Below are 23,827 nucleotides of genomic sequence, written 5' to 3'. Positions count from 1 at the left end.
TCAGCTGTGCGTACGCAGCAGGGTGCGCATCGTCCGCATCGCCACCGACAGGTTCGCCAGGTCGAACGTCTCGGACGACTGGATCTCGTCCAGGGTGGTCCGCGCCCGCTGGAGGATCGCGGCGTTCTTCTGCTCCCAGGCCTTGAACCGCTGCTCCGGCGTCGAACCGCCGTTGCCCACCGACAGGACGTCGGAGGTGAGGGCGGCCTGGGCCGCGTACAGGTCCTCGCGGATGGAGACGCGGGCCATGGACTGCCAGCGGTCGGCCCGCGGCAGTTCGATGATGCGGTCCATCAGCTGGCTGATCGACAGCCGGTCGGCCAGGTCGTAGTAGACCTCGGCGACGGCGAGGGGATCCTTGCCGGTGCGGTCCGCGATGGCGACGATGTCCAGTGTCGGGAAGGCGGACGAGAAGCCCGCCACCCGGGTGGCCAGGTCGTCGGGGACACCGGCGGCGGTCAGCTCGTCGTGGATGCGCTGGTACCACTCGATGTCGCTGCCGCGCAGCAGCTTGGGCAGCTGCGCCCGCACCGCGGCGACCCGCTCCGCGAAGAAGTCGATCGTCCCGGCCAGCTCCAGCGGCTGCGGCCGGTTGTTGAGCAGCCAGCGGGTGCCGCGCTCGACGAGCCGCCGCGAGTGCAGCCGCATCCGGGTCTGGAACTCGGCCGCGACGACCGTGTCCAGCGCCTCGACCTCGTCCCAGATCTCCCCCAGCTCGAAGATCGCCCGGGCCGCGGTTTGGGCGCGCACGACCTCCTCGGTGGAGGCCCCGCTCTCCTCCCGCATGCGATGCAGAAAGGTCGAACCGGCGGTGTTGACGGTGTCGTTGACCAGCACCGTGGTGATGATCTCGCGGCGCAGCGCATGCCCGTCGACGTACTCGGGGAACCTCTGGCTCAGCGCCTGTGGGAAGTAGGCGTGCAGCAGCCGCTGAAGGTACGGGTCGTCGGGCAGCTCGGTGCCGATCAGCTCGTCCGCCACGGTGATCTTGACGTAGGCGAGCAGCACAGCCAGCTCGGGCTGGGTCAGTCCGCGTCCGGCGGTCAGCCGCTCGCGGATCTGCCGGTCGGCGGGCAGGAACTCCAGCCCGCGGTCCAGCCGTCCCTCGCGCGACAGGCGGCGCATCAGCCGCTGGTGGGCGTGGAGGAGGCTGGGGGCCTGGGCGCCGGAGATGGCGAGGGCCACGTTCTGCGCGTAGTTGTTGCGCAGCACCAGCGCGCCGACCTCGTCGGTCATCTCGGCCAGCAGCTTGTTGCGCTGCTTGACCGTCATGTCGCCCTCGGTGACCAGCGCGTTGAGCAGGATCTTGATGTTCACCTCGTGGTCGGAGGTGTCCACCCCGGCGCTGTTGTCGATCGCGTCGGTGTTGATCCGGCCGCCGTTGGTGGCGAACTCGATGCGGCCGAGCTGGGTCAGGCCCAGGTTGCCGCCCTCGCCGACGACCTTGGCCCGCAGGTCCTGGCCGTCCACCCGGATCGCGTCGTTGGCCTTGTCGCCGACGTCGGCGTGCGATTCGGTGGACGCCTTGACGTACGTACCGATGCCGCCGTTCCACAGCAGGTCGACCGGGGCCTTGAGGATGGCCTTCATCAGGTCGGCCGGGGTCATCTTGGCGACCTTGGTCTCGATGCCGAGCGCGGCCCGCACCTGCGGGGTGATCTGGATGGCCTTGGCCGTACGGGGGTGGATGCCGCCGCCCGCCGAGATCAGCTCGGTGTCGTAGTCCTCCCAGGACGAGCGCGGCAGCTCGAACAGCCGGCGGCGCTCGGCGTACGAGGTGGCCGCGTCCGGGTTGGGGTCGATGAAGATGTGCCGGTGGTCGAAGGCGGCGACCAGCCGGATGTGCTCGCTCAGCAGCATGCCGTTGCCGAACACGTCACCGGACATGTCGCCGACGCCGACGACCGTGAAGTCCTCGCTCTGGGTGTCGTGGTCCAGCTCGCGGAAGTGCCGCTTGACGGACTCCCAGGCGCCGCGCGCGGTGATGCCCATGCCCTTGTGGTCGTACCCCGCGGAACCGCCGGAGGCGAAGGCGTCGCCGAGCCAGAAGCCGTAGGACTGGGCGACCTCGTTGGCGATGTCGGAGAAGGTCGCGGTGCCCTTGTCGGCGGCGACGACCAGGTAGGTGTCCTCCCCGTCGTGCCGGACGACGTCCTTCGGCGGCTCGACCTGGCCGCCGACCATGTTGTCGGTGATGTCGAGCAGACCGGAGATGAAGGTCTTGTAGCAGCCGATGCCCTCGGCCAGCCAGGCGTCCCGGTCCACCGACGGGTCCGGCAGCCGCTTGCCGACGAATCCGCCCTTGGCACCGACCGGCACGATGACCGTGTTCTTCACCATCTGCGCCTTGACCAGGCCCAGGATCTCGGTACGGAAGTCCTCACGCCGGTCGGACCAGCGCAGGCCACCGCGCGCGACCTTGCCGAAGCGCAGGTGCACGCCCTCGACGCGCGGCGAGTACACCCAGATCTCGTACGCCGGGCGGGGCGCGGGCAGATCGGGCACGGCCTGCGGGTCGAGCTTGACCGACAGGTAGTCGTGCGGCTCGCCCTCCCCGTTCTTCTGGAAGTGGTTGGTGCGCAGGGTGGCCTTGATGAGGGTGAGGAACGAGCGCAGGATGCGGTCCTCGTCGAGCGAGGCCACCTGGTCCAGCGCCGCGTCCAGCTCCTCCATCAGGGCATCGGTCAGCTCCAGCCCCGCCCGCTGCCGCTCGGGCGACATCCGGGCCTCGAAGAGGGAGACCAGCAGCCGGGTCGTGTGGACGTTGTTACGGAGGGTGTCCTCCATGTACGACTGGCTGAAGGTGGAACCGGCCTGCCGCAGGTACTTGGCATACGCGCGCAGCACCATGGCCTGCCGCCAGTCGAGACCGGCGCCCAGCACCAGCTGGTTGAAGTTGTCGCTCTCGGCCTGGCCGGTCCACACCGCGGCGAACGCGTTCTGGAAGCGCTCACGGGCGTCGTCGGCGAGGGCCTCGCCCTCGCGCAGCGGCAGCCGCAGCCCGAAGTCGTAGATCCAGGCGGTGGTCTTGTCCGCGCAGCGCAGCTCGTACGGGCGCTCGTCGACCACCTCGACGCCCAGCGTGTTGAGCACCGGCAGCACGGCCGACAGCGACACCTGGCCGCCCGCCCGGTAGATCTTGAAGCGGCGCTCGGCGTGGGCCGCGCCGACCGGCTCGTACAGGCTGAGCGCGAAATCCTGCTTGCTGTCCTCGGCGGTCAGCCGCTCCACGTGCTGGAGGTCGGCGACGGCGCCGCGCGGCGTGTGGTCGGCCTTGTAGCCCTCGGGGAAGGCGTGCTGATAGCGGCGCAGCAGCTCGGCGGCGCGCTCCTCGCCCACCTCCGACACCAGGGCCTCGGAGAACCCGTCGGCCCACGAGCGGGCGGCGTCGACCAGCCGGTTCTCGATGCGCTCGACATCGGCGTCGGTCAGGTCGGGCAGCTCCGTACCGGGCTGGACGCGGACCACGAAGTGCAGCCGCGACAGCACCGACTCGGTGTGCAGGGCGGTGAAGTCCACCGGCGGGCGGCCGCTCAGCTCCTCCAGCAGGATGTCGGTCAGCCGCAGCCGCACATCGGTGGTGAAGCGGTCCCGGGGCAGGTAGACCAGCGCCGAGTAGTAGCGCCCGTACTCGTCCTGCCGCAGGAACATCCGCAGCCGGCGCCGCTCCTGGAGGTAGAGCACGCTGGTGACGATCGAGCGGAGCTGGTCGACCGGGGTCTGGAACAGCTCGTCGCGCGGGTAGGTCTCCAGGATCTGGAGCAGGTCACGGCCGTCGTGGCTGTTGGGCCCGAACCCGGCGCCCGCCAGCACCTCGTCCACCTTGCGCCGGATGACCGGGACCCGGCGCACCGACTCGGTGTACGCGGCGGACGAGAACAGCCCCAGGAAGCGGCGCTCGCCGATCACATTGCCCTCGGCGTCGAACTTCTTCACACCGATGTAGTCGAGGTACGACGGCCGGTGGACGGTGGCGCGGCTGTTGGCCTTGGTGAGGACCAGCAGCTTGTGCTCGCGGGCCTTGGCGCGGGCGTCGGCCGGCAGCCGGTTGAACGACGGGGACACCGGGGCGGCCCCGGCGTGGGCGCTCTCGTCGGTGTCCTGATGGGCCGGATCGGACCGCAGGATGCCGAGGCCGGTGCCGGGCACCGCGCTCAGCACGTCCTCCTCGCCACCGGCCTCGGTGGGCGCCTGGGTCAGCTCGTACTCGCGGTAGCCGATGAAGGTGAAGTGGTCGTCGGAAAGCCAGCGCAGCAGCTCACGGGCCTCCTCGACCTCCTGCTCGCGCACCTCGGCGGCCTTGGGCTCCGCGGGCAGCTCCTCGGCGAGCCGCAGCGCCGACTGGCGCATCTTGTCCCAGTCCTCGACGGCCTCGCGGACGTCGGACAGGACGCGCAGCAGGTCGGCGGTGATCTGCTTGAGGTCGCCGCGGTCGGTCTCCCGGTCGATCTCGACGTGGATCCAGGACTCGACGACGGCGTCGTGCGGCAGGTTCTCGCGGGCCTTGCGGTCGTACGAGGCGTCCAGCAGCTCGATCAGCTTGCCGGTGATGTCGCGCCGCACGACCACCTGCGGGTGGATCACCACATGGATGCCGCGGCCCGCGCGGGTCAGCTCATTGGTCACCGAGTCGACCAGGAACGGCATGTCGTCGGTGACCACCTCGACCACCGAATGGCTGCACGTCCAGCCGTGCTGCTCGACGGTCGGCGTGTGCACCCGAACGTTCGCCGTGCCCTGGGGGCGCGCCTCGGCAAGCCGGTAGTGCGAGAGCGCCGCACCGAAGACGTCGACCGGGTCACGGTCCGCGAGGTCCTCGGGTGGCGTGTGCAGGTAGTAGTGCTGGAGGTATGCGGTCAGGGTCTCCGGGCCCGGGCCCTGTACCGGTGGTTGCCCCCCGGCAGGGCTGTTCTCAGCGACCCGGGCGGCCCGTGCGAGCAGCTCGGCCTTGGCTTCGTCCAGCTTGGTCTGCATGTCCTCTGGCTCCTGTCGCGCGCCGTTGCGTGACATAGGTGGCGGTGGCATGACGCCGCGACTCGGGGTATCCGGTCACGTACGACGGTATGCCGGATCGGGAGAAGGCCGCGGCGTACTCGGCCGTAAGTGACCAAGACCCCACGCGGCGTCGACCAGCGGCAGCGGCTCCGGCCCGGAGGCCCCCCGGGCTGGGAGCGAGGGCCTCCTTGCCCCCGTGGACTATCGCGCTGATCACGCAGTAAGGCTATCGCTCCACCCCAGGGGCTCGTCATGAGCCGTTCGTGTACAAAACCCGACCCCGATGTTTGACGACACCGGACAGCCGGGGAGCGTGCGGCGCCACCCGATGCGCTCTTGGCAAACCTCTGGTGCGGAGGCAGGGTGAGATCGTCGGTGGTAAGCGTGGAAACGTGGAGGTGGGCGGCATGAGCAGCACTGCTGCGACTGCGAAGATCCTGCTGGTGACCGGGGACGCGGCCGAGTCCCTGGAGGTGCTCTACCCGTACCAGCGCCTGCGCGAGGAAGGCTACGACGTACACATCGCGGCCCCCTCCCGCAAAACGCTGCGCTTCGTGGTGCACGACTTCGAGGAGGGCTACGACACCTACACCGAGAAGCCCGGCTACAGCTTCCCCGCCGACCTCGCCTTCTCCGACGTCGACCCGGGGCAGTACGCCGCCCTGGTGATCCCGGGCGGCCGGGCCCCGGAATACCTCCGCAACGACCCGGAGCTGCGCAAGATCTGCAAAGCGTTCTTCGACGCCGACAAGCCGGTGGCGCAGCTCTGCCACGGCCCGCTGCTGACGGCGGCGGTCGGCGCGCTGACCGGGCGGCGGGTGACCGCGTATCCGGCGCTGGAACTGGACATGCAGGCGGCGGGGGCGACGTTCCAGGACGCGGAGGTCGTGGTGGACGGCACGCTGGTGTCGTCGCGGGCGTGGCCGGACCATCCGGTGTGGATGCGGGAGTTCCTGGCGGTGCTGCGGACGAAGGCACCGATCAGCTGACAGATTTCGCCATCTGTCAGCTGATAGCTGTTACCTCTCAAGCGTCAGCTGCTATCTGATATCCGCTACCCGTCAGCTGGCGTCTGTCACCTGTCACCTGTCACCTGTCACCTCTCAGCTGTCAGCTGTCAGCTGTCAGCTGTCAGCTGTCAGCTGTCAGCCAGCGCCTCGGCCTCCCGTACGGCCTCCTCCAGGGTGTCGACCACCGGCACCCCGGCGGAGAGCAGACTGGTCCGGCTGTGCGAGCCGCCCGTGTAGAGCACCGCCCGCGCCCCCACGTGCTGGGCCGCCACCGCGTCGTCCACCGCATCGCCGATCACCACGATCCGCTGCGGCGGCACCCTCTCCAGCGCGGCGAGGTGCCGCACCATCTGCTCGGCCTTGCCGGTGGTGCTCTGACCGGTGCGGCCGTCCACGCGGACGAAGTGGCGCTCGATGCCGTGCGTACGCACCAGGGGCATCAGGTTCTCGTGCGGCGCCAGCGAGCACAGCGACTGGGTGAGCCCCGCAGACTGCCACTCCGTGAGCAGCTCCCGGGCGCCGAGCGCCAGCCCCGCGCTCTCGGCCAGCGCCCAGTAGTGCCGGTGGAAGGCCTCGTCCATGACCTCCCACTCCTCGTCGGTGGGCAGCCGCCCCATCAGCCGCTCGTAGAAGAGCGGGACCGGTACGCAGTACAGCTCCCGGTAGCGCTCCAGCGTGATCGGCGGCAGGCCGATCTCCCCGAACGAGGCGTTCGTCGCCTGGATCACGACGTCGATGTCATGGAAGAGCGTGCCGTTCCAGTCCCACACGATGTGCGTCACGCGGTTCGTCCCCATCCCTCGACGGTACGGCCTACTCGATGAGATTGGGGATCTCCTGGGTGGCGTACCACATCAGCTCGTGGTCCTCCGCACCGTCCACCGTGAACTGCGCGTCGTCGTCCCCGAGGTCCGCCGCGCCCAGCGCGTCGGCCGCCGCGGCGACGTCCCGCTCGGCGTCGTCGGCGTCCAGGTGCACCGCCGCGGCCTCGGACAGCCGTACGGCGGCGGCGATCCGCACCTCCCCCAGCGCGGACTGGTCCAGCCCCCGGTCCGGGTCGGGGACCGCCTGCCCGTCGGGCACGTCCACGGCCACCACCACGCGCCGCCGCGGCACCTGCCGGTCCACGGCGAGCAGCCGCAGGGATGCCTGCGCGGCCCGGCTGAGGGCGGCGTACTCCAGCTCCTCGATGTCGTCCGACACGTACCACTCGCGCAGCGCGGGCGTCACGGCATACGCGGTCAGCGGCCCCGGCCCCAGTTCTCCCGTCTTGTGCGCCTCGGCGAGACCGGAGAGGGTCAGGGGGACGTAGACGCGCATGGGCCGCCACTTTCACGAGACATCAGGTCCCGCCAGCATACGTTCGACGCCCCCGCTTTGAGTGCTGGGTTTTTCCCCAGCTGCCGCGGGGAGGTGCCCCCGTCGGGGCGGCGGCGTGGAGCACCTTCAGCTCGAACCGTGGGGCCGGTCGGTCGGGGCTGCCGGTCCCCGTTCGGGGGATTCCCGGGGGCCGCGGGCCCCGGGCTCGTCCGCTGTCCCATATGCCGCCACCAGTCCTTCCACCGGATCGATTCCCCCGGATAGGTGAACGGCCCGGCCGGGTCCGGGGGCCCGGTGACGGGCGTTGCGGGTGGCGGAAACGCGTCGGTAGAAGTCTCCCCGACAGAAAGCTACTGCCCGGTATTTCCCGGGCCCGGCAGAGACGGCGGGACGCATGCACGAGATCACCCGGACCACGACGCGGACCGACCGGGGCGCGGCGGGCACCGCCGCGCGGCGCCGGAGCGGTGGGGCCGGGGGCCGTGGCGGGCCGCCGGGGCGCCGCGATTCCCGGCGGCCGGGCGGCGCCACCGTACGGCGACCGGACGGCGCACCCGGCGGCGCGACCGGAAGCGCGACCGCACTACGGCCCGGCCCCCACACCGCGACGCGGCCAATCGGCGGCGGCCCCGCCCGGCGCACCGCGGCCGTCTCGCGTACGGCCGCCCTCGCCGCCGTACAGCGCGAGCGGGACCGGCTGCCCCACTACTGGTTCGCGCACCGGCTGCTGCTCACCCTCAGCGGCCAGCGGCCGGTCCACACCCTGCTCGGGCACACCCTCCCGGACGCCTACGACCAGCTGATCGTGCTCGCGCCCCGCGCACCGCTGCGCCCCGCCGCCGGATGCGCCGTACCCGTCGTACGGCGCTGCGGGGAGTACCGGCCGCGGCACGGGGTGATCGAGGCGTTCGCCCGGATCGCCTCGGCCGACCGGCTCAGCGCGCTCGCGTTCCGGCTGGAGCTGGGCGCCGACGCCCGCTGGCGCTGCGCCGCCGTCGACCTCGGCCCGCTGGTCACATCGGCGGGGCCGTGAGAAGGCCGGGGCACCGTGCGTAGTCGCACGGTGCCCCGGCCTCTCGCGCCATTCCGCTACGCGCTACTTCTTACGGCGGCGGCCACCCTTGTTGGCCTTGCGCCGCTCCGCGCGGGTCAGCCCGTCGGCCTCGGAGCGCGGCGCGGGCGGGATCTCACCGTTGGTGAAGTCGCCTTCCACGATGCCGCCCTCGCCGTCGACCGTCGGGGCCGAGAAGTGCAGCCGGTCCGGCCGCTGCGGGGCGTCCAGGCCCTTGGCGTGGATCTCGGGACGACCCGTCGAGGGTGCGCCCGCGCCCGCCGGGACCGCGTCCTGCACGTCCTTGTCCAGCGTGGCCTTGGCCTCCGCATCCTCGACCGGGACCTCCTCGACCTGCTGCTCGACCTGGACCTCCAGGTTGAACAGGTAGCCGACCGACTCCTCCTTGATGCCCTCCATCATGGCCTGGAACATGTCGAAGCCCTCGCGCTGGTACTCGACCAGCGGGTCCTTCTGGGCCATCGCGCGCAGCCCGATGCCCTCCTGGAGGTAGTCCATCTCGTAGAGGTGCTCGCGCCACTTGCGGTCCAGCACGGACAGCACGACGCGCCGCTCCAGCTCACGCATGATCTCGGAGCCGAGCTGCTCCTCGCGGGCCGCGTACTGCCGGTGGATGTCGTCCTTGATGGCCTCGCCGATGAACTCGGCGGTGATCCCGGCGCGGTCGCCGGTCTCCTCCTCCAGCTCGTCGACGGTCACCTCGACCGGGTAGAGCTGCTTGAACGCGCCCCACAGCCGGTCCAGGTCCCACTCCTCGGCGAAGCCCTCGACGGTCTCCGCCTGGATGTACGCGTCGATCGTGTCGTCCATGAAGTGGCCGACCTGCTCCTGGAGGTCCTCGCCCTCCAGGACGCGGCGGCGCTCGCCGTAGATGACCTCGCGCTGCCGGTTGAGGACCTCGTCGTACTTCAGGACGTTCTTACGGGTCTCGAAGTTCTGCTGCTCGACCTGCGACTGGGCGGAGGCGATGGCGCGGGTGACCATCTTGTTCTCGATCGGCACATCGTCGGGAACGTTGGCCATGGCCATGACGCGCTCGACCATCTGCGCCTTGAACAGCCGCATCAGGTCGTCACCGAGCGAGAGGTAGAAGCGGGACTCGCCGGGGTCGCCCTGACGGCCGGAACGACCGCGCAGCTGGTTGTCGATACGGCGCGACTCATGGCGCTCGGTGCCCAGCACATACAGCCCGCCGAGGTCCTTGACCTCCTCGAACTCGGCCTTGACCGCGGCCTCGGCCTTCTCCAGGGCGGCGGGCAGCGCGGCCGCCCACTCCTCGGAGTGCTCCACCGGGTCCAAGCCGCGCTGGCGCAGCTCGGCCTCGGCGAGGTCGTCGGGGTTGCCGCCGAGCTTGATGTCCGTACCTCGCCCGGCCATGTTCGTCGCGACCGTGACGGCGCCCTTGCGGCCCGCCTGGGCGACGATCGTCGCCTCCCGGTCGTGCTGCTTGGCGTTGAGCACCTCGTGCGGCACACCGCGCTTGGCGAGCTGCTGCGACAGGTACTCGGACTTCTCCACGGAGGTGGTGCCGACCAGGACCGGCTGGCCCTTCTCGTGCTTCTCGACGATGTCGTCGACGACCGCGTCGAATTTGGCCACCTCGGTACGGTAGATCAGGTCGGACTGGTCGACCCGGGCGAGGGGGCGGTGGGTCGGGATCGGGACCACACCGAGCTTGTAGATCTGGTGGAACTCGGCGGCCTCGGTCATCGCCGTACCGGTCATGCCGGAGAGCTTGTCGTAGAGGCGGAAGAAGTTCTGGAGGGTGATCGTGGCGAGGGTCTGGTTCTCGTCCTTGATCTCGACCGCTTCCTTGGCCTCGATCGCCTGGTGCATGCCCTCGTTGTAGCGGCGGCCGGCGAGGATACGGCCGGTGTGCTCGTCGACGATCATGACTTCGCCGTCGATGACGACGTAGTCCTTGTCCTTCTTGAACAGCTCCTTGGCCTTGATGGCGTTGTTCAGGTAGCCGACCAGCGGGGTGTTCACCGACTCGTACAGGTTGTCGATGCCCAGCCAGTCCTCGACCTTGGTGACACCGGACTCGTGGATGCCGACGGTGCGCTTCTTCTCGTCGACCTCGTAGTCCCCGGTCTCCTCCACGCCCTTCTGCGGATTCGCCGCCTCGCCGCGGGTCAGCCGGGTGACCAGCTTGGCGAAGTCCCCGTACCACTTGGTGGCCTGGTCGGCCGGGCCCGAGATGATCAGCGGCGTACGGGCCTCGTCCACCAGGATCGAGTCGACCTCGTCGACGATCGCGAAGTTGTGGCCGCGCTGCACCAGCTCCTCCTGCGACCACGCCATGTTGTCGCGCAGATAGTCGAAGCCGAACTCGTTGTTGGTGCCGTAGGTGATGTCGCACGCGTACTGCTCGCGGCGCTGCGCCGGGGTCATGTTGGCGAGGATGCAGCCGACCTCGAGGCCGAGGAACCTGTGCACCCGGCCCATCCACTCGGAGTCACGCTCGGCCAGGTAGTCGTTGACCGTGATCAGGTGGACGCCCTTGCCGGACAGCGCGTTCAGATACGCCGGCAGGGTGCCCACCAGGGTCTTGCCCTCACCGGTCTTCATCTCGGCGACGTACCCGAGGTGCAGCGCGGCACCGCCCATCAGCTGGACGTCGTAGTGACGCTGGCCGAGCACCCGCTTGGCCGCCTCGCGCACGGTCGCGAACGCCTCCGGCATCAGGTCGTCGAGGCTTTCGCCGTCGGCGTACCGCTCCTTGTACTCGTCGGTGAGGGCACGCAGCTCGGCGTCGGAGAGCGACAGGAAGTCCTCTTCGATGGAATTGACCTGGTCCGCAATGCGGTGCAGCTTGCGCAGGATCTTTCCTTCGCCTGCACGCATGAGCTTGTTGAAGACGGACACGTAGGCTGGCTCCTTGCCGGTCGGGCCTGGCACGGTTGTGGGGTGCGCTGGCGCGGCATTGTCAAGGGGCACAAGCCCCGCCGCAACGGCCATCGTAAGACAGACCCCGCCTGGCCGGGAGGTCCGTCACCACGCGGGCCGGGTGTCACCACACCGTGTCAACGCGTGAGAGGTCGCCGGGGTGCCCCCGAATTCGCCAAAACCAGTCGCGGACCCGCGCGGCAGCAGCCCAGACTCTCGCCATGGAGCCCGTCACCCTTACCACCGAGCGACTCGTCCTGCGCCCCTTCCGGCCGTCCGACGCCCCGGCGGTCCACGCCGCCTGTCAGGACCCGGACATCCTGCGCTGGACCACCGTGCCCGCTCCGTACGAACGCGCCCACGCCGAGGACTTCGTCCGGCGGACCTGCCCGGAGGGCTGGCGGGACGACCGTACCTATAACTTCGCGCTGGTCACCAAGGGTGAGGAAACGCTCATCGGGGCCATGGGCCTGGTACGGCTGGCCCGGCTGCACGGCCCCGAGCGCCAGGCCGAACTGGGCTACTGGACGGTACGAGAGCACCGGCGGCGCGGCTACACGGGCGAGGCGGCGCGGGCTGTGGCCGAGTGGGCGTTCACCGGGCTGGGCGTGGAGCGGCTGGAGTGGTGCACGGAGGCCGGGAACGAGGCGTCGCGGGCGGTCGCGCTCGCCGTGGGCTTCCGGATGGAGGGGACGGACCGGGCGCGGATCGTCCGCGAGGGCACCCGGCGGGACGCCTGGCGGGGCGCGCTGCTGCCCTCCGACTTCGGGCTGCCCTCGACCACGCCGTATCTCCCGGCCCCCGCCGCGAACCGGATCTGACCGCGTGCCCCCACGGGTCGGGGGCGTTGTCAGTGGTCGCCACTACGGTGGCGCGCATGACGAATCCCGCCTCCGGGTCCGGGGCCACCGTGAGCGTGCCTCGGCGCGCTGCGCCGGCTGGACTGAGGAGCCGCGCAGCGACGAAGGAGCGAGCAGTGACGAAGGAAGCCGGTGCAGCGGAGCGCGCCGAGGCTGAGCGGGAGGCGCAGCACCACAAGCCCGAGGTCAGTCTGTCCGCCGACGAGGCGCGCCGGATCGCGCTGCGCGCCCAGGGGCTCCTGGGGGCGCCCGACCGGCGCGGTGGAGTGCGCGGCGTCCTGCGCCATCTGGGCGCGGTGCAGCTGGACACGATCTCGGTGCTGGCGCGCTCGCACGAGCTGATTCCGTACGCGCGCCTGGGCGCGGTCGGCCGCACGGCGGTCGAATCGGCGTACTGGAGCGACACCCACGCCTTCGAGTACTGGTCGCACGCGGCGTGCGTGCTGCCGATCGAGGAGTGGCCGCACTTCGCGTTCCGCCGCCGCGCCTACCGCGCCCGCCCGCACTGGCACCACGAGCTGCCGCCGGGCGCGTACGAGAAGGTCGTGGCGCAGCTGCACGCCGAGGGCCCGCTGACGGCGACCGAGCTGGGCGGCGCCAAGAACGGCGGCCTGTGGTGGGACTGGTCGGCGACGAAGGTCGCGGTCGAGCGCGCGCTGATGTACGGCGAGGTGGTGTGCGTGGAGCGGCGCGGCTGGAAGCGGGTGTACGACCTGGCGGAGCGCGCGGTGCCGGAGGCGCTGCTGCACGACGACCTGGACGACGCGGAGTGCCTGCGGCGGCTGGTGCGGCTCGCGGGGCAGTCCCTCGGCGTGGGCACCCGGGCGGATCTCGCGGACTACCACCGGCTCAAGGGGGAGCAGGTCAACGCGGTGATCGCGGACTCGGGGCTGGTGCCGGTGAAGGTCGCGGGCTGGGACAAGGCCGCCTGGGCGGACCCCGAGGCGCTGGCCACCACCCCGCGCGGACGGCACCGCACGACCCTGCTGTCGCCCTTCGACTCCTTGATATGGGACCGGGCGCGCACCGAGCGGATCTTCGGCTTCAGCCATCGGCTGGAGGCGTACGTGCCCCGGCCCAAGCGGGTGTACGGCTACTTCGCCATGCCGCTGCTGTCGGGCGGGCGGCTGCTCGGCCGGGTCGACCCGGCCCGTGAGGGGACCACGCTGGTGGCCCGGCAGGTGTCGCTGGACACCCCGAAGGCCGTGGCGCCGATGGCCGATGCGCTCCGCGAGGCGGCCGGGTGGGTGGGCTGCGACGCGGTGCGGATCGAGCGGGTCAACCGCCCGGAGCTGGCCGCACCGCTGGCGGCCGCGGTCCGCTGACCGCGGCCCGGCTCACCTGCCGCTCATCCGCTGCCGCTCACCTGATTTCGAGGATCTTCTCCCGCATCGCGTAGACCACGGCCTCCATCCGGGAGTGCAGCTGAAGCTTCTCCAGGATGTTCCGGACGTGGTTCTTCACGGTGTTCTCGCTGATGAACAGCTCCTTGGCGATGTCGCGGTTGTTCATGCCGGTGGCCACCAGCTTCAGCACCTCCAGCTCACGGTCGGTGAGCCGGGGCGCCGGCACCAGCCGCCGCTCGTCGGTGCGCTGGATCATCGACTTGAACTCGGTGAGGAGCTTGGCCGCCATCGACGGGCTGATCTGCGACTGGCCGTCGGCCACCGCGCGAATCGCGGTCGACACCTCGTCGGTCGAGATCTCCTTGAGCAGATAGCCGGTGGCGCCCGCCTTGATCGCGTCGTAGAGGTCGGCCTCCTCGTCGCTGATCGTCAGCATGATGATCTTGGCGCTGGGGGCCACTTCCTTGATCGACGTGCAGGCCTCGATCCCCCCGCGCTTGGGCATGCGCACATCCATCAGGACGATGTCCGGCAGCAGATCCGCCGCCTTGTCCACGGCCTCGGCGCCGTCCCCGGCCTCACCGACGACCTGAATGTCCTCCTCCTGGGCCAGGACGATCTCCAACCCACGCCGGAAGAGAGCGTGGTCGTCCACTACGAGGACCCGAATCGGCTCCTTGCGCGGCTCGCCCCTGTCCGGCCCCAGGCGTTGGTCATCGCCTTCGTCGGACACGGGCCCGAAGCTGTCCGCCATCGTTCCTCCCCCTGAAGGCCATGGCCCTTGCGGTCTGCACTCTGCGGTGCACGGTGCTGTACGGCGTCAACCAGTCGTTTCCCCATGCCGGTTGGCCGTCGAGCCATGATTTCATGCCCGGACCGGCCACGGGACCGCGCGGCGCATACGCCGCGCGATCCCGTTCAGTCTCTGTGCGCCCGCCCAGAAGCGGTCGAGCCTCGGGTGGTCTCAGGCGCCGAGCGCACCGCCGGCGCCACCGGGCTCTTCCCCTGCGAACGCCTCCGGCTGAAGATGAATGACCCCGTAGTCATAGCCGTGCCGCCGGTAGACGACGCTGGGCTGACTGGTGTCGGAGTCGACGAACAGATAGAAATCGTGCCCGACCAGCTCCATCTCGTAGAGAGCCTGATCGAGCGTCATCGGGACCGCGGCGTGGGTCTTCTCACGGACCACGAGGGGGCCTTCACCCTGAACTTCCAGGGGTCCCATCCGGGTGGTCGGAACAGTGTCCGACGGGGCGCGCTGGGCGGCGATCTCACCGTGGCCGTTGATACGTGCCGCATTGGGCACTGTGATGGCCACGTCGCTGGCCGGAATGCGACCGTTGCCACGCCGGGTGTGGCGCTTGTCGTGCTGCTTGCGCATCCGCGCTTCCAGCTTGCCGGCCGCCAGGTCCAGCGCTGCGTACGGATCGGCCGCCGCGGCCTCCGCCCGAATGACCGGGCCGCGGGAGCGAAGGGTGATCTCCACACGGTCGGACCGGTCGGCCTGCCGCGGATTGTGCTCCTTGGACACCTCGACGTCGAGGCTGATCACCTTGCCGTCGAGCTTCTGGAGCTTATCCAGCTTCAGCTTCTCGGCCACGTGCTTCCGGAACCGCTCGGGCACCTCTGTTTTACGGCCCTTGACGACGATGTCCACGCAGAACTCCGTTCCCGGGTCGCTCCGGATGGTCCACCGGAGCTCATCCCTTGTGCACTAGGCTCCGGCGTCTTCCGGAGCCACCGGCTTGGCGGCTTTCACCTCTCCTTCCCACGGGGAACAACTCCACCCCGTTTCGGTTAACGGCTCACGAGAAAGCACGCAAAGCACGCCAAGCGGATTTGCGAGTCATAGCACCTGCCACTCCTCACAACCGAACATAGCTCGCCGGGACGGTTGTCGGCACCCCCTACCGAGCCGTACCTCCGATCAGGTGCTTTGGCGCCTTTACAGCCTGCAACGACACGGCTTCGTATTCAGTTCCGCTTACCGCTCGCGAAGGGTCTGAGACGCCCCGGAGCCGCCGAGTTTCCCCAGGGCGCGGGAGTGGACGCCGGGTTCGGCGGCGCGGCCACCACCGCCCCGCCCACGACCCGGCCGCCCGCCTCCGCCACCGCCCGCGCGGCCTCCGCGAGCGAGGCCCCCGTCGTCATCAGATCGTCCACCAGCACCACCGGGCCCGCCACCAGGAGCCGCCCGCCACCCGGCACGGCCTCCAGCGCCCCCGTCACGTTCGCCCGTCGCTGCCGCGCGCCCAGCCCCGACTGGTCGGTCACCCGCCGCCGCTGCCGCAGCACCGACGGCACCCGCGCGGGACATCCCTCGCGACGCAGCACGCCCGCCGCCGCGCACGCGATGCGCCGGGCCGGATCATGGCCCCGCGCCCCCACCGCACGCCGCGCCGAGGGCACCGGCACCAGCAGCAGGGGCCGGTCCCCCAGGTCCCGGGGCAGGGCCCCGCGGGCCACCGTCCGCACCGCACCGGCCAGCGCCTCGCCCAGCGGCCCCGCCAGCCGCAGCGCTCCCCGCTCCTTGTGCGCGAGCAGCACCGCCCGGGCCTCGTCCACGTAATCCACCGCCGCATGGACCACCGGCAGCCCCGGCGGCACCGGGCTCGGCAGCACCCGACGCGCCCCGGGCCCGCGCAGCGCCCCATGACACCGGTCGCACAGCGGGACACCCGGCCGACCGCATCCCGCGCAGTCGGCCGGCAGCACCAGATCGGCGATCTCCCGCCACCAGCCCCGCATGGCCCCACTGTCCCGTCACACCGGCCGGGCCGCCACCCCCTGTGGAAAACCACGCGCATGTGGACAACTGGCCGCCCCCAGGGGGTGGCGGGCGCCTGGGAGGCCGGACCGGCCTCCCCCGCCCGTACGGCTATCCGGGGTACACCGGCCCGGAACCGTCCTCGTCCACGGTCTTCCAGTCCGTGTTCGGCAGCAGCCGGACGATCCCGTTCTCCCTGGTCTCGGCGATCAGCGGCCGGGTCTGGTCCTCCGAGGCGGCGACCGTCTCCACCCCGTTCGGCCCCGGCACCTCCGGCAGATCCGCCGGTGAGCCGTCCGTCTCCACGTACTTGAGCTGCTGCACGCCGTCCGACTCGCGGCCCGCGACCACCAGACGGCTGTCCCCCGCCCAGGACGCGGTGTCGACGTCCTGGAGCTTCGGCGCGATCGCGTGCAGCGCCCGCACCGACAACTTCGGACGGTCCGCCGTGCCCCGCCGCTCGATCCGGCCCAGCCGCAGCGTCGTATGCCCGTCCTGCTTGACCAGCATCGCGATCCTGGTGCCGTCCGCGGACATCCGCAGCGCCGTGATCCGGCCACCGTCCAGCGTCGGCAGCTCGACCTCGTCCGCCTGGCCGGTGCCGCCCCGCAGCCGCAGCAGCCGCGGCCGCTGCGGGTCCCGGTCGGCCACCCACAGCCCGCCCAGCCCGTCCCAGCTGGGCGCCGTCAGCCCGTGCTCGGGGCTGCCGCCCTGGCTGTGCACCCGCACCCGGCCCCGCTCGGCTCCGGACGCCAGCTCCGTGACGTACAGCGACCGGCCGTCCTCGCTGACCGCCGCCGCGTCCCGCTCGTCGCGCGAGACCGCCACCGTGCCAAGGCCCGCGCCGTCGGCGCCGAACGGCCCCGGCACCGGACGTGGCTTGTCCTCGTCGTCGGACAGCCGGACCATCCGGTGCTGCGCGTCCACGAAGTACTGGTGCTGGGGCCGCCCGATGACCTGGTCGGGGGCGTACGCGCGCGCCGCGTCGCCCGACAGGGCGCACAGCTCGGAGCCGCTCTGCCGCTCCAGCCGCACCCCGCTCACCTCGTCCGATCCCTCCCAGAGGTCCTGCACGGTGAACAGCGTCTGCGCCGCCATCCGGGCACACCGCCCCGGGCTGATCTGCGCCGCCTGATCGCTCAGCCGGACCTTCAGCGAGTTCGAATCGTCCAGCGACAGCTTGCCGGTGTTGCGGCCGAGCGCCGTACCGGCCGGGAAGGCCGTGCTGACCACCGGATCCAGCCAGTCCGTCGGACCGTCCAGCAGCGCCTTGACCGTCGACGTGACCGGATTGATGCGCCGCCGCAGATAGACCGGGTCCGCGACCAGGACCTGGTCCCCCACCCGTGAGTCCGCGGCGTCCGGCCCCAGCTTCGCGAAGTAGTACTTGTTGACCGACCGGTAGATGCGCTGGAAGTCGGACTCGCCGAGCACCAGCCCCGGCGGCGGCCCGTCGATCCGCCACTCCGACCCGCGCAGCGTGAGATGGATGCGCTGCTCGTACCGCTCCTCATCGGGCCGGTAGGCGTGCGCGGCGTCCACCGTGGCGATCCGGTTGCCCGACAGCACGACCGTCTTGCTGTTGCCGTCCCGATCGCCGGGATCGGTCTCCACCCGCACGTCCGGGGCCTGCTCCAGCACCGTGGTCTGCGCGAACGGATCCCAGTCCTTGGACGCGCCCCGGGTCAGATACTCCTTCGCGGTGGCGAAGTTCTCCTCGTCGCTCGTCGTGGCCTCCAGGAAGCCGGAGACCAGCTCGGCGGGCTGCTCGCCCTTGCCCGGGCTCACCCCGTACACCCGGACCTGCGAATCCACATCGGAGCGCGGCGAGGAGTCGACCCGGCGCACATCCCCGCTGTCGGGCATCGAGGCACAGCCGGACAGCAGCAGCACCCCACACGCGAGCAACGGGCCCGTGCCCCGCGCACGGCGACGCGCGCCGGAGCGGGAACGGTGGCGGTCGGCACGGTCAGCGCCCACGGGGGCGGCCCTCCCCTTCGTTCGGTGTCGTTCGCTCCCGGTGCACCGGCTCCGTGGCGCCACGCACCACCCGGGCCCCGTTCCCCGGCAGCGCCGTCGGATCGGCCGGGGGCACCGGGGCCTCGGCGGGCGGCAGCGCGGAGCGGGGCTGCGCGGGCACCGAGGCCAGCCGCTCCGCCGCGGGCTGCGCCTGCCCGCCGTCGGCCGGCTGCCGGTTGCGCCGGGAGTCGTCGGGCTCCAGCGGGATCGGCGAACCGCGCAGCACATCGCCCGCGGCGCGCGGCAGCGTCAGCCGGAACTGCGAACCGCCACCGGGCTCGCCCCACGCCTGGAGCCAGCCGCCGTGCAGCCGCGCGTCCTCCACCGCGATCGACAGCCCGAGACCGGTGCCGCCGGTCGTCCGGGCGCGCGCCGGATCGGCCCGCCAGAAGCGGTTGAACACCCGCGTCGCCTCGCCGGGCTTCAGTCCCACCCCATAGTCCCGCACGGCCACCGCGACCGCGCCGCCCGCCGCCGCGAGCCGCACCACCACGTCCCGGCCCTCGCCGTGCTCCACGGCGTTGACCACGAGATTGCGCAGCACCCGCTCCACCCGGCGGGCGTCCGCCTCAGCGATCACCGGCGCCTCGGCGCCCCGCACCAGGATCCGGGTGCCCTTGGCGTCGGCCAGCGGCTCGGCCCCGTCGACCACCCGGTTCACCACATCGCGCAGATCGATCTGGTCGGCCTCCAGGGCGGCCGCGCCCGCGTCGAACCGGCTGATCTCCAGCAGATCGGAGAGCAGCGACTCGAAGCGGTCGACCTGGCCCCACAGCAGCTCGGCGGAGCGCGCCGTGATCGGATCGAAGTCCTCGCGCCCCTCGTAGATGACGTCCGCCGCCATCCGCACGGTCGTCAGCGGCGTCCGCAGCTCATGGGAGACGTCCGAGACGAACCGCCGCTGCATCCGTGACAGCTCCTCCAGCTGCTGGATCTTGAGCTGGAGGTTCTGGGCCATCTTGTTGAACGCCTCGCCGAGGCGGGCGATGTCGTCCTCCCCGGTGACCTTCATCCGCTCCTGGAGCAGACCGGCCGCCAGCCGCTCGGAGATCCCGGCCGCCATCCGCACCGGCGTGACGACCTGCCGCACCACCACCCAGGCGATGGCTCCGAGCAGCACCACCACGAACACCCCGGCCGTGGCCAGCGTGCCCTTCACCAGGCTCAGCGACTTCTCCTCCTGGGTGAAGGGGAAGAGGTAGTACAGCTGATACGCGTCGCCGTGGTTGTCGTCCAGTCGCTTGCCGATGATCAGCGCGGCCTCGCTGTCGCCGGAGCCGAGGTGCTCGATCCGCCCGTACTGCTCGTACGGGGCCGTCCGGCCCTCGTCCACCCGCTGCCGCAGATCGGCGGGCACGCTGTCCGCCTTGACGTCACCGGAGGCCCGGGGGCCGCGGCTGGCCACATAGGGCGTCTCCCCGGAGTCGGAGCTGAGCGCGACCACCGAGTACGCGCCCTTGCCGCCGCTGGCCAACTGCTCCACCAGCGCGTTCAGCCACGCCCCCGCGTCCTGGGCGCCGCGGTTGCCGGGGCCCGCACCGTCCTGGCCGCCGGTGTCGCTCTTACGGTCGGCCACCTGCTCGGCCACCTCGAACCCGCCGACGGCCTGGCCCTGCGCGGCATGCCGCTTGGCGTCCAGCAGACCGTTGCGCACCTGGCCGATGACGACCAGGCCGAGCAGGATGACCACGCCGAGCGACATCAGCAGCGTGGTGGCCACCACCCGCAGCTGGATGTTCCGCCGCCACAGTCGGGCAGCGGGCAGCAGCGGACGGCGCACCCACCGCCCGAACAGCCGGATCAAGGGGTGGGCCGGTCCGCCGGAGGCACCGTCGGGCAGCAGATGCCCGCCGCTCCACAGCCTCCGGAGCAGCGGAATGTCACCCGCCGGGTCGGGCCGCCCCACTCGGCCGCCCTCCGGCGCCCCGCCTCCCGAACCCTGGGGCCGCGGAGCCGTGCCGCCACCCGTCATCTCAGCTGGGCCCGGCCTTGTAGCCGACGCCGCGCACGGTCACCACGATCTCCGGCCGCTCCGGGTCCTTCTCGACCTTGGAGCGCAGCCGCTGCACATGGACATTGACCAGCCGGGTATCGGCCGCGTGCCGATAGCCCCAGACCTGCTCCAGCAGCACCTCGCGGGTGAACACCTGCCACGGCTTGCGGGCCAGGGCCACCAGTAGATCGAACTCCAGCGGGGTCAGCGCTATCGACTGCCCGTCCCGCTTCACCGAGTGCCCGGCGACGTCGATCACCAGATCGCCGATCGTCAGCTGCTCCGGCGTCGGGTCCTCGGACCGCCGCAGCCGCGCCCGGATCCGGGCCACCAGCTCCTTCGGCTTGAACGGCTTGACGATGTAGTCATCGGCACCGGACTCCAGCCCGACCACCACGTCGACCGTGTCGCTCTTGGCGGTGAGCATGACGATCGGCACCCCGGACTCGGCCCGGATCAGCCGGCAGACCTCGATCCCGTCCCGTCCGGGCAGCATGAGATCGAGCAGCACCAGATCCGGCTTGGCCTCGCGGAAGGCGGCAAGAGCCTTGTCGCCGTCCGAGACGAACGACGGTTCAAAGCCTTCGCCGCGCAGCACGATGCCGAGCATCTCTGCCAGTGCGGTGTCGTCGTCGACGACAAGGACGCGTCCCTTCATGAGGCCATCATCCCATTACCTGATCGTGACCTGTCGCACAGCTCCGCGATACCCCCTTCGGTGACCGGAGCGACCACACCACGCTCGGTGACGATCGCGGTGACCAGCTCCGGCGGGGTGACGTCGAAGGCCGGGTTGAACGCCTGCGTGCCCAGTGGGGCCACCGGTACTCCCAGCGCCGCGTCGGCACCGGGGGCGGCCGGGGCATGCGGCAGTAGGACGTCCGTCACCTCGTGTCCGGGCCGCTGTTCGACCTCGATCGCCGCGCCGTCGGGGGTGTCCGGATCCACCGTGGTGGTCGGGGCCACCACGATGAACGGCACATGGTGGTAGCGGGCCAGCACCGCGAGCGGATAGCTGCCGACCTTGTTGGCCACCGAACCGTCCGCGGCTATCCGGTCCGCGCCTATCACGACCGCGTCCACTTCCCCGGCCGCGAACAGCGATCCGGCCGCGTTGTCGGTGAGCAGCGTGTAGGCCATCCCCGCCCGGGCCGCCTCGTACGCCGTCAGGCGAGACCCCTGGAACAGCGGACGGGTCTCGTCCACCCAGAGCCGCCGCAGCTGCCCGGCCCGGTGCACCGCCTTGACCACGGCCAGGGCGGTGCCCTCACCGCCGGAGACCAGCGCGCCGGAGTTGCAGTGGGTGAGGATGCGGTAGCCCCCCGCGGGCAGCAGCTCATCGAGGAGCGCCCGGCCGTGCTCGGCCATCCGCCCGCTGGCCTCGGCGTCCTCACCGTGCAGGGTGCGGGCCTCGGCGAGCGCGGCCGCGGCGGCCCGCTCGGGGTCGGCCCCGTCCCGGACCGCCGTGTGGAACGCGGCGGCGGCCCGGCGCACGCCATAGCCGAGGTTGACGGCGGTGGGGCGGGCATGGGCGAGCGACTCGGCGGCCTCGTCCACATCGAAACCGCGCACCGCGGCGAGGGCGACCCCATAGGCCCCGGCGATGCCGAGCAGCGGGGCTCCTCGTACCGCGAGCGAGCGGATCGCCTCCACCAGCATCGGCACATCGGTGCACACCAGCTCGACCTCCTCGGCGGGAAGCCGGGTCTGGTCGAGCAGCACCACCACGGGCCCCTCCGGTGGTTCCTCCCAGCGCAGTGCGAAAGCAGTGGGCGCTGCGGCGCCTTCCGGGGACTCCCGGTGCTCATCAGCCATCCGACCAGTCTGCCCCCTGCGGCACCGACTGATGAAGTGGTCAGCCCGCCCCGGCGACCGGTACGAACCACAACACACCGTGGCACGATGGCTACGAAGCGGCCGTCACCGCATCGGCGACCGGCCAACGAACGACCTACGGAGCGACGATGAACGACTCTCCGGGCTGGGCTCCGCCCGGATCGTCCCCTTCCGACGAGCCCGATCACGGCAGTCAGCAGCCGAACGAGCCCGTCGACCACCCCGCGCCGGAGCGGCCCGCGCGGGGCGCCACCTGGGCCAAGCAGCAACCACCCGCCGGGCACTGGACGGCCCCCCACGGCAGCGTCACCCCGCCGCCCCCGCACCCGGCCGGATCGGCGAACGGCGGCGGCTGGGGCGCCGGTTGGCGACAGCCGCCGCCCGCGCCCCGCCCCGGCGTCATCCCGCTGCGGCCGCTCGCCGTGAGCGAGATCCTCGACGGCGCGGTCGCCACCATGCGCGCCCACTGGCGCACGGTCCTCGGCATCTCGCTCGCGGTCTCGGTGGTGACCCAGGGGCTGATCACCGTCGTCACCGGTCTGTGGTTCCGCACCACCTCCGGAACCGGCACCGTCGACGAGCCGGACCCCACGCTCGCGGAGGCCTTGGAAGCCGTTCGCAACGCCCTGGGCAGTAGCTCGGTCACCATGCTCGTCGGCGTGCTGGGCACCATCGTCACCACCGCCCTGCTGACCATGGTCACCGCCCGGGCGGTCCTCGGCCGCCCCGTGTCCACCGGCGAGGCCTGGGGCGGCGCCCGGCCGCGCCTGCTTCAGCTGTGCGGTCTGCTCCTGCTCATCCCCACCATCGCCGCGGCCGTCATCGGCCTGGGCATGGCGCCGGGAATGCTCCTCGCAGCGGTCGGCGTGGGCAGCGAAGGCGCGGCACTCGCCTCGCTCGGAGCGCTCGCCGGAACGGGCGTCGCCATCTGGCTCTGGGTCCGATTCAGCCTCGCCGCCCCCGCCTTGATGCTGGAGAAGCAGGGGATCATCTCCGCCCTGCGCCGCTCCGCCAAGCTCGTGCGCGGCGCGTGGTGGCGCGTCTTCGGCATCCAGCTCCTGTCCATCGTGCTGGTCTTCCTCGTGGCCGCCATCGTCGAGGTGCCGACCAGCGCCGTCGCGATGGCGTTCGGCGGGGACAGCGCCATCGACTACCTGTCCGGCGAGTCCGTCTCCGTCGGCTGGGCCTTTCTGATCGTCGTCGGCATCGGCGGGGTGATCAGCTCGGCCATCACCTTCCCGATCAGCGCCGGTGTGACCGCTCTTCTCTACATGGACCAGCGCATCCGCCGCGAGGCACTCGACCTCGAACTCGCCCGTGCCGCCGACTCCGGCAACTGATGTGGTGACGGCGGCGGACGATGGCGTCAGAGCCGGGCCCATAACGGGCCCTGACGCCACCTCCACCGCCCTCCCGGCCTGCACCCCTCGCAACAGCCCCATGACCATCCCCCCGCTTCTTCTCACCCCTCCTGCTGGCGATTCTGGGCGGTCCCGCACTCGCCACGCCAGGGCCACAGCCCCGTTTCACTCGATCCGGTGATACATCAGTTCGATTGGGAACCTGACACTGAACGCAAAAACGCCTCGGTCCCGAGCATGAAATGCTCGGGACCGAGGCTAAAGATTGTTCGGCGGCGTCCTACTCTCCCACAGGGTCCCCCCTGCAGTACCATCGGCGCTGAAAGGCTTAGCTTCCGGGTTCGGAATGTAACCGGGCG

Annotated in this window: 16 protein-coding genes and 1 rRNA gene; 5 read left to right on the top strand and 12 right to left on the bottom strand. The window is 71.2% G+C overall.

Annotated elements, in window-relative coordinates; genetic code table 11:
• Complete coding sequence (locus LCH29_RS38365) at positions 1–4,974, bottom strand: NAD-glutamate dehydrogenase (protein WP_446466303.1); 4,974 nt, start codon at positions 4,972–4,974, stop codon at positions 1–3.
• A gap of 428 nt (positions 4,975–5,402) precedes the next feature.
• Between LCH29_RS38365 and LCH29_RS38360 the strand changes: the two genes are divergently transcribed.
• Positions 5,403–5,984: a DJ-1/PfpI family protein gene (locus LCH29_RS38360; RefSeq protein WP_446466302.1), complete on the top strand. Its 582-nt coding sequence runs from the start codon at positions 5,403–5,405 to the stop codon at positions 5,982–5,984.
• A 149-nt stretch (positions 5,985–6,133) separates the two neighbouring features.
• Here LCH29_RS38360 and LCH29_RS38355 read toward each other — a convergent pair whose 3' ends face one another.
• Both LCH29_RS38355 and LCH29_RS38350 read right to left on the bottom strand, forming a co-directional pair.
• Positions 6,134–6,802, bottom strand: coding sequence for an HAD family hydrolase (locus LCH29_RS38355; protein WP_446466301.1), 669 nt, complete (start codon positions 6,800–6,802; stop codon positions 6,134–6,136).
• Positions 6,803–6,818: 16 nt separating this feature from the next.
• Complete coding sequence (locus LCH29_RS38350) at positions 6,819–7,325, bottom strand: DUF6912 family protein (RefSeq protein ID WP_446466300.1); 507 nt, start codon at positions 7,323–7,325, stop codon at positions 6,819–6,821.
• 394 nt (positions 7,326–7,719) lie between these two features.
• On the opposite strand from LCH29_RS38350, the gene LCH29_RS38345 reads away from it, so the two are divergent.
• Positions 7,720–8,358 (top strand): Rv3235 family protein, encoded by a 639-nt coding sequence (locus LCH29_RS38345; RefSeq protein ID WP_446466299.1) that lies wholly within the window; start codon positions 7,720–7,722, stop codon positions 8,356–8,358.
• Between the two features lie 63 nt (positions 8,359–8,421).
• Here LCH29_RS38345 and secA read toward each other — a convergent pair whose 3' ends face one another.
• On the bottom strand, positions 8,422–11,265 hold the full coding sequence (secA, locus tag LCH29_RS38340) for a preprotein translocase subunit SecA (RefSeq protein ID WP_446466298.1): 2,844 nt from the start codon (positions 11,263–11,265) through the stop codon (positions 8,422–8,424).
• Between the two features lie 242 nt (positions 11,266–11,507).
• Here secA and LCH29_RS38335 point away from each other — a divergent pair, with 242 nt between their 5' ends.
• A complete protein-coding gene (locus LCH29_RS38335; protein ID WP_446466297.1) occupies positions 11,508–12,107 on the top strand; it encodes a GNAT family N-acetyltransferase in 600 nt (199 codons plus the stop codon).
• Between the two features lie 230 nt (positions 12,108–12,337).
• Positions 12,338–13,471 (top strand): winged helix-turn-helix domain-containing protein, encoded by a 1,134-nt coding sequence (locus LCH29_RS38330; RefSeq protein WP_446466345.1) that lies wholly within the window; start codon positions 12,338–12,340, stop codon positions 13,469–13,471.
• Positions 13,472–13,508: 37 nt separating this feature from the next.
• On the opposite strand, the gene LCH29_RS38325 is transcribed toward LCH29_RS38330, so the two are convergent.
• The 7 genes from LCH29_RS38325 to mtnA all read right to left on the bottom strand — a co-directional run bounded on the left by LCH29_RS38325 (position 13,509) and on the right by mtnA (position 22,086).
• On the bottom strand, positions 13,509–14,246 hold the full coding sequence (locus LCH29_RS38325; protein WP_446466296.1) for a response regulator: 738 nt from the start codon (positions 14,244–14,246) through the stop codon (positions 13,509–13,511).
• Between the two features lie 210 nt (positions 14,247–14,456).
• Positions 14,457–15,149 carry a ribosome hibernation-promoting factor, HPF/YfiA family gene (gene hpf / locus LCH29_RS38320; protein WP_446466295.1) on the bottom strand — a complete coding sequence of 231 codons (693 nt, stop codon included), beginning with the start codon at positions 15,147–15,149 and terminating at the stop codon, positions 14,457–14,459.
• A 317-nt stretch (positions 15,150–15,466) separates the two neighbouring features.
• Positions 15,467–16,240, bottom strand: a complete 774-nt coding sequence (locus LCH29_RS38315) for a ComF family protein (protein ID WP_446466294.1) — start codon at positions 16,238–16,240, stop codon at positions 15,467–15,469.
• Between the two features lie 130 nt (positions 16,241–16,370).
• On the bottom strand, positions 16,371–18,239 hold the full coding sequence (locus LCH29_RS38310; protein ID WP_446466293.1) for an LpqB family beta-propeller domain-containing protein: 1,869 nt from the start codon (positions 18,237–18,239) through the stop codon (positions 16,371–16,373).
• Positions 18,229–20,250, bottom strand: coding sequence for an MtrAB system histidine kinase MtrB (gene mtrB, locus LCH29_RS38305; protein WP_446466292.1), 2,022 nt, complete (start codon positions 20,248–20,250; stop codon positions 18,229–18,231). Before mtrB ends, LCH29_RS38310 begins: the two co-directional genes overlap by 11 nt.
• Before the next feature lies 1 nt (position 20,251).
• Complete coding sequence (gene mtrA / locus LCH29_RS38300) at positions 20,252–20,929, bottom strand: two-component system response regulator MtrA (protein ID WP_009717421.1); 678 nt, start codon at positions 20,927–20,929, stop codon at positions 20,252–20,254.
• On the bottom strand, positions 20,926–22,086 hold the full coding sequence (gene mtnA, locus LCH29_RS38295; RefSeq protein ID WP_446466291.1) for an S-methyl-5-thioribose-1-phosphate isomerase: 1,161 nt from the start codon (positions 22,084–22,086) through the stop codon (positions 20,926–20,928). The genes mtrA and mtnA overlap by 4 nt, the downstream gene beginning before the upstream one ends.
• A gap of 149 nt (positions 22,087–22,235) precedes the next feature.
• Between mtnA and LCH29_RS38290 the strand changes: the two genes are divergently transcribed.
• Complete coding sequence (locus LCH29_RS38290) at positions 22,236–23,447, top strand: hypothetical protein (RefSeq protein WP_446466290.1); 1,212 nt, start codon at positions 22,236–22,238, stop codon at positions 23,445–23,447.
• A 288-nt stretch (positions 23,448–23,735) separates the two neighbouring features.
• Here the strand turns inward: LCH29_RS38290 and rrf are convergent.
• Positions 23,736–23,827, bottom strand: a 5S ribosomal RNA gene (gene rrf / locus LCH29_RS38285); the annotation flags it as partial.

The sequence above is a fragment of the Streptomyces sp. BRA346 genome, assembly GCF_052851135.1.
The sequence above is the reverse complement of the archived record's forward strand: the minus strand, read 5'-3'. Positions and strand labels throughout refer to the sequence as shown.

Excerpts from the sequence above, each read along its gene's own strand:
- LCH29_RS38290 (WP_446466290.1), top strand. The coding sequence starts at position 22,236 with ATGAACGACTCTCCGGGCTGGGCTCCGCCCGGATCGTCCCCTTCCGAC.
- LCH29_RS38365 (WP_446466303.1), bottom strand. The coding sequence starts at position 4,974 with ATGCAGACCAAGCTGGACGAAGCCAAGGCCGAGCTGCTCGCACGGGCC.
- LCH29_RS38355 (WP_446466301.1), bottom strand. The coding sequence starts at position 6,802 with ATGGGGACGAACCGCGTGACGCACATCGTGTGGGACTGGAACGGCACG.
- LCH29_RS38335 (WP_446466297.1), top strand. The coding sequence starts at position 11,508 with ATGGAGCCCGTCACCCTTACCACCGAGCGACTCGTCCTGCGCCCCTTC.
- LCH29_RS38315 (WP_446466294.1), bottom strand. The coding sequence starts at position 16,240 with ATGCGGGGCTGGTGGCGGGAGATCGCCGATCTGGTGCTGCCGGCCGAC.
- mtrB (WP_446466292.1), bottom strand. The coding sequence starts at position 20,250 with ATGACGGGTGGCGGCACGGCTCCGCGGCCCCAGGGTTCGGGAGGCGGG.
- LCH29_RS38345 (WP_446466299.1), top strand. The coding sequence starts at position 7,720 with ATGCACGAGATCACCCGGACCACGACGCGGACCGACCGGGGCGCGGCG.
- mtnA (WP_446466291.1), bottom strand. The coding sequence starts at position 22,086 with ATGGCTGATGAGCACCGGGAGTCCCCGGAAGGCGCCGCAGCGCCCACT.
- LCH29_RS38350 (WP_446466300.1), bottom strand. The coding sequence starts at position 7,325 with ATGCGCGTCTACGTCCCCCTGACCCTCTCCGGTCTCGCCGAGGCGCAC.
- LCH29_RS38325 (WP_446466296.1), bottom strand. The coding sequence starts at position 14,246 with ATGGCGGACAGCTTCGGGCCCGTGTCCGACGAAGGCGATGACCAACGC.
- LCH29_RS38360 (WP_446466302.1), top strand. The coding sequence starts at position 5,403 with ATGAGCAGCACTGCTGCGACTGCGAAGATCCTGCTGGTGACCGGGGAC.
- mtrA (WP_009717421.1), bottom strand. The coding sequence starts at position 20,929 with ATGAAGGGACGCGTCCTTGTCGTCGACGACGACACCGCACTGGCAGAG.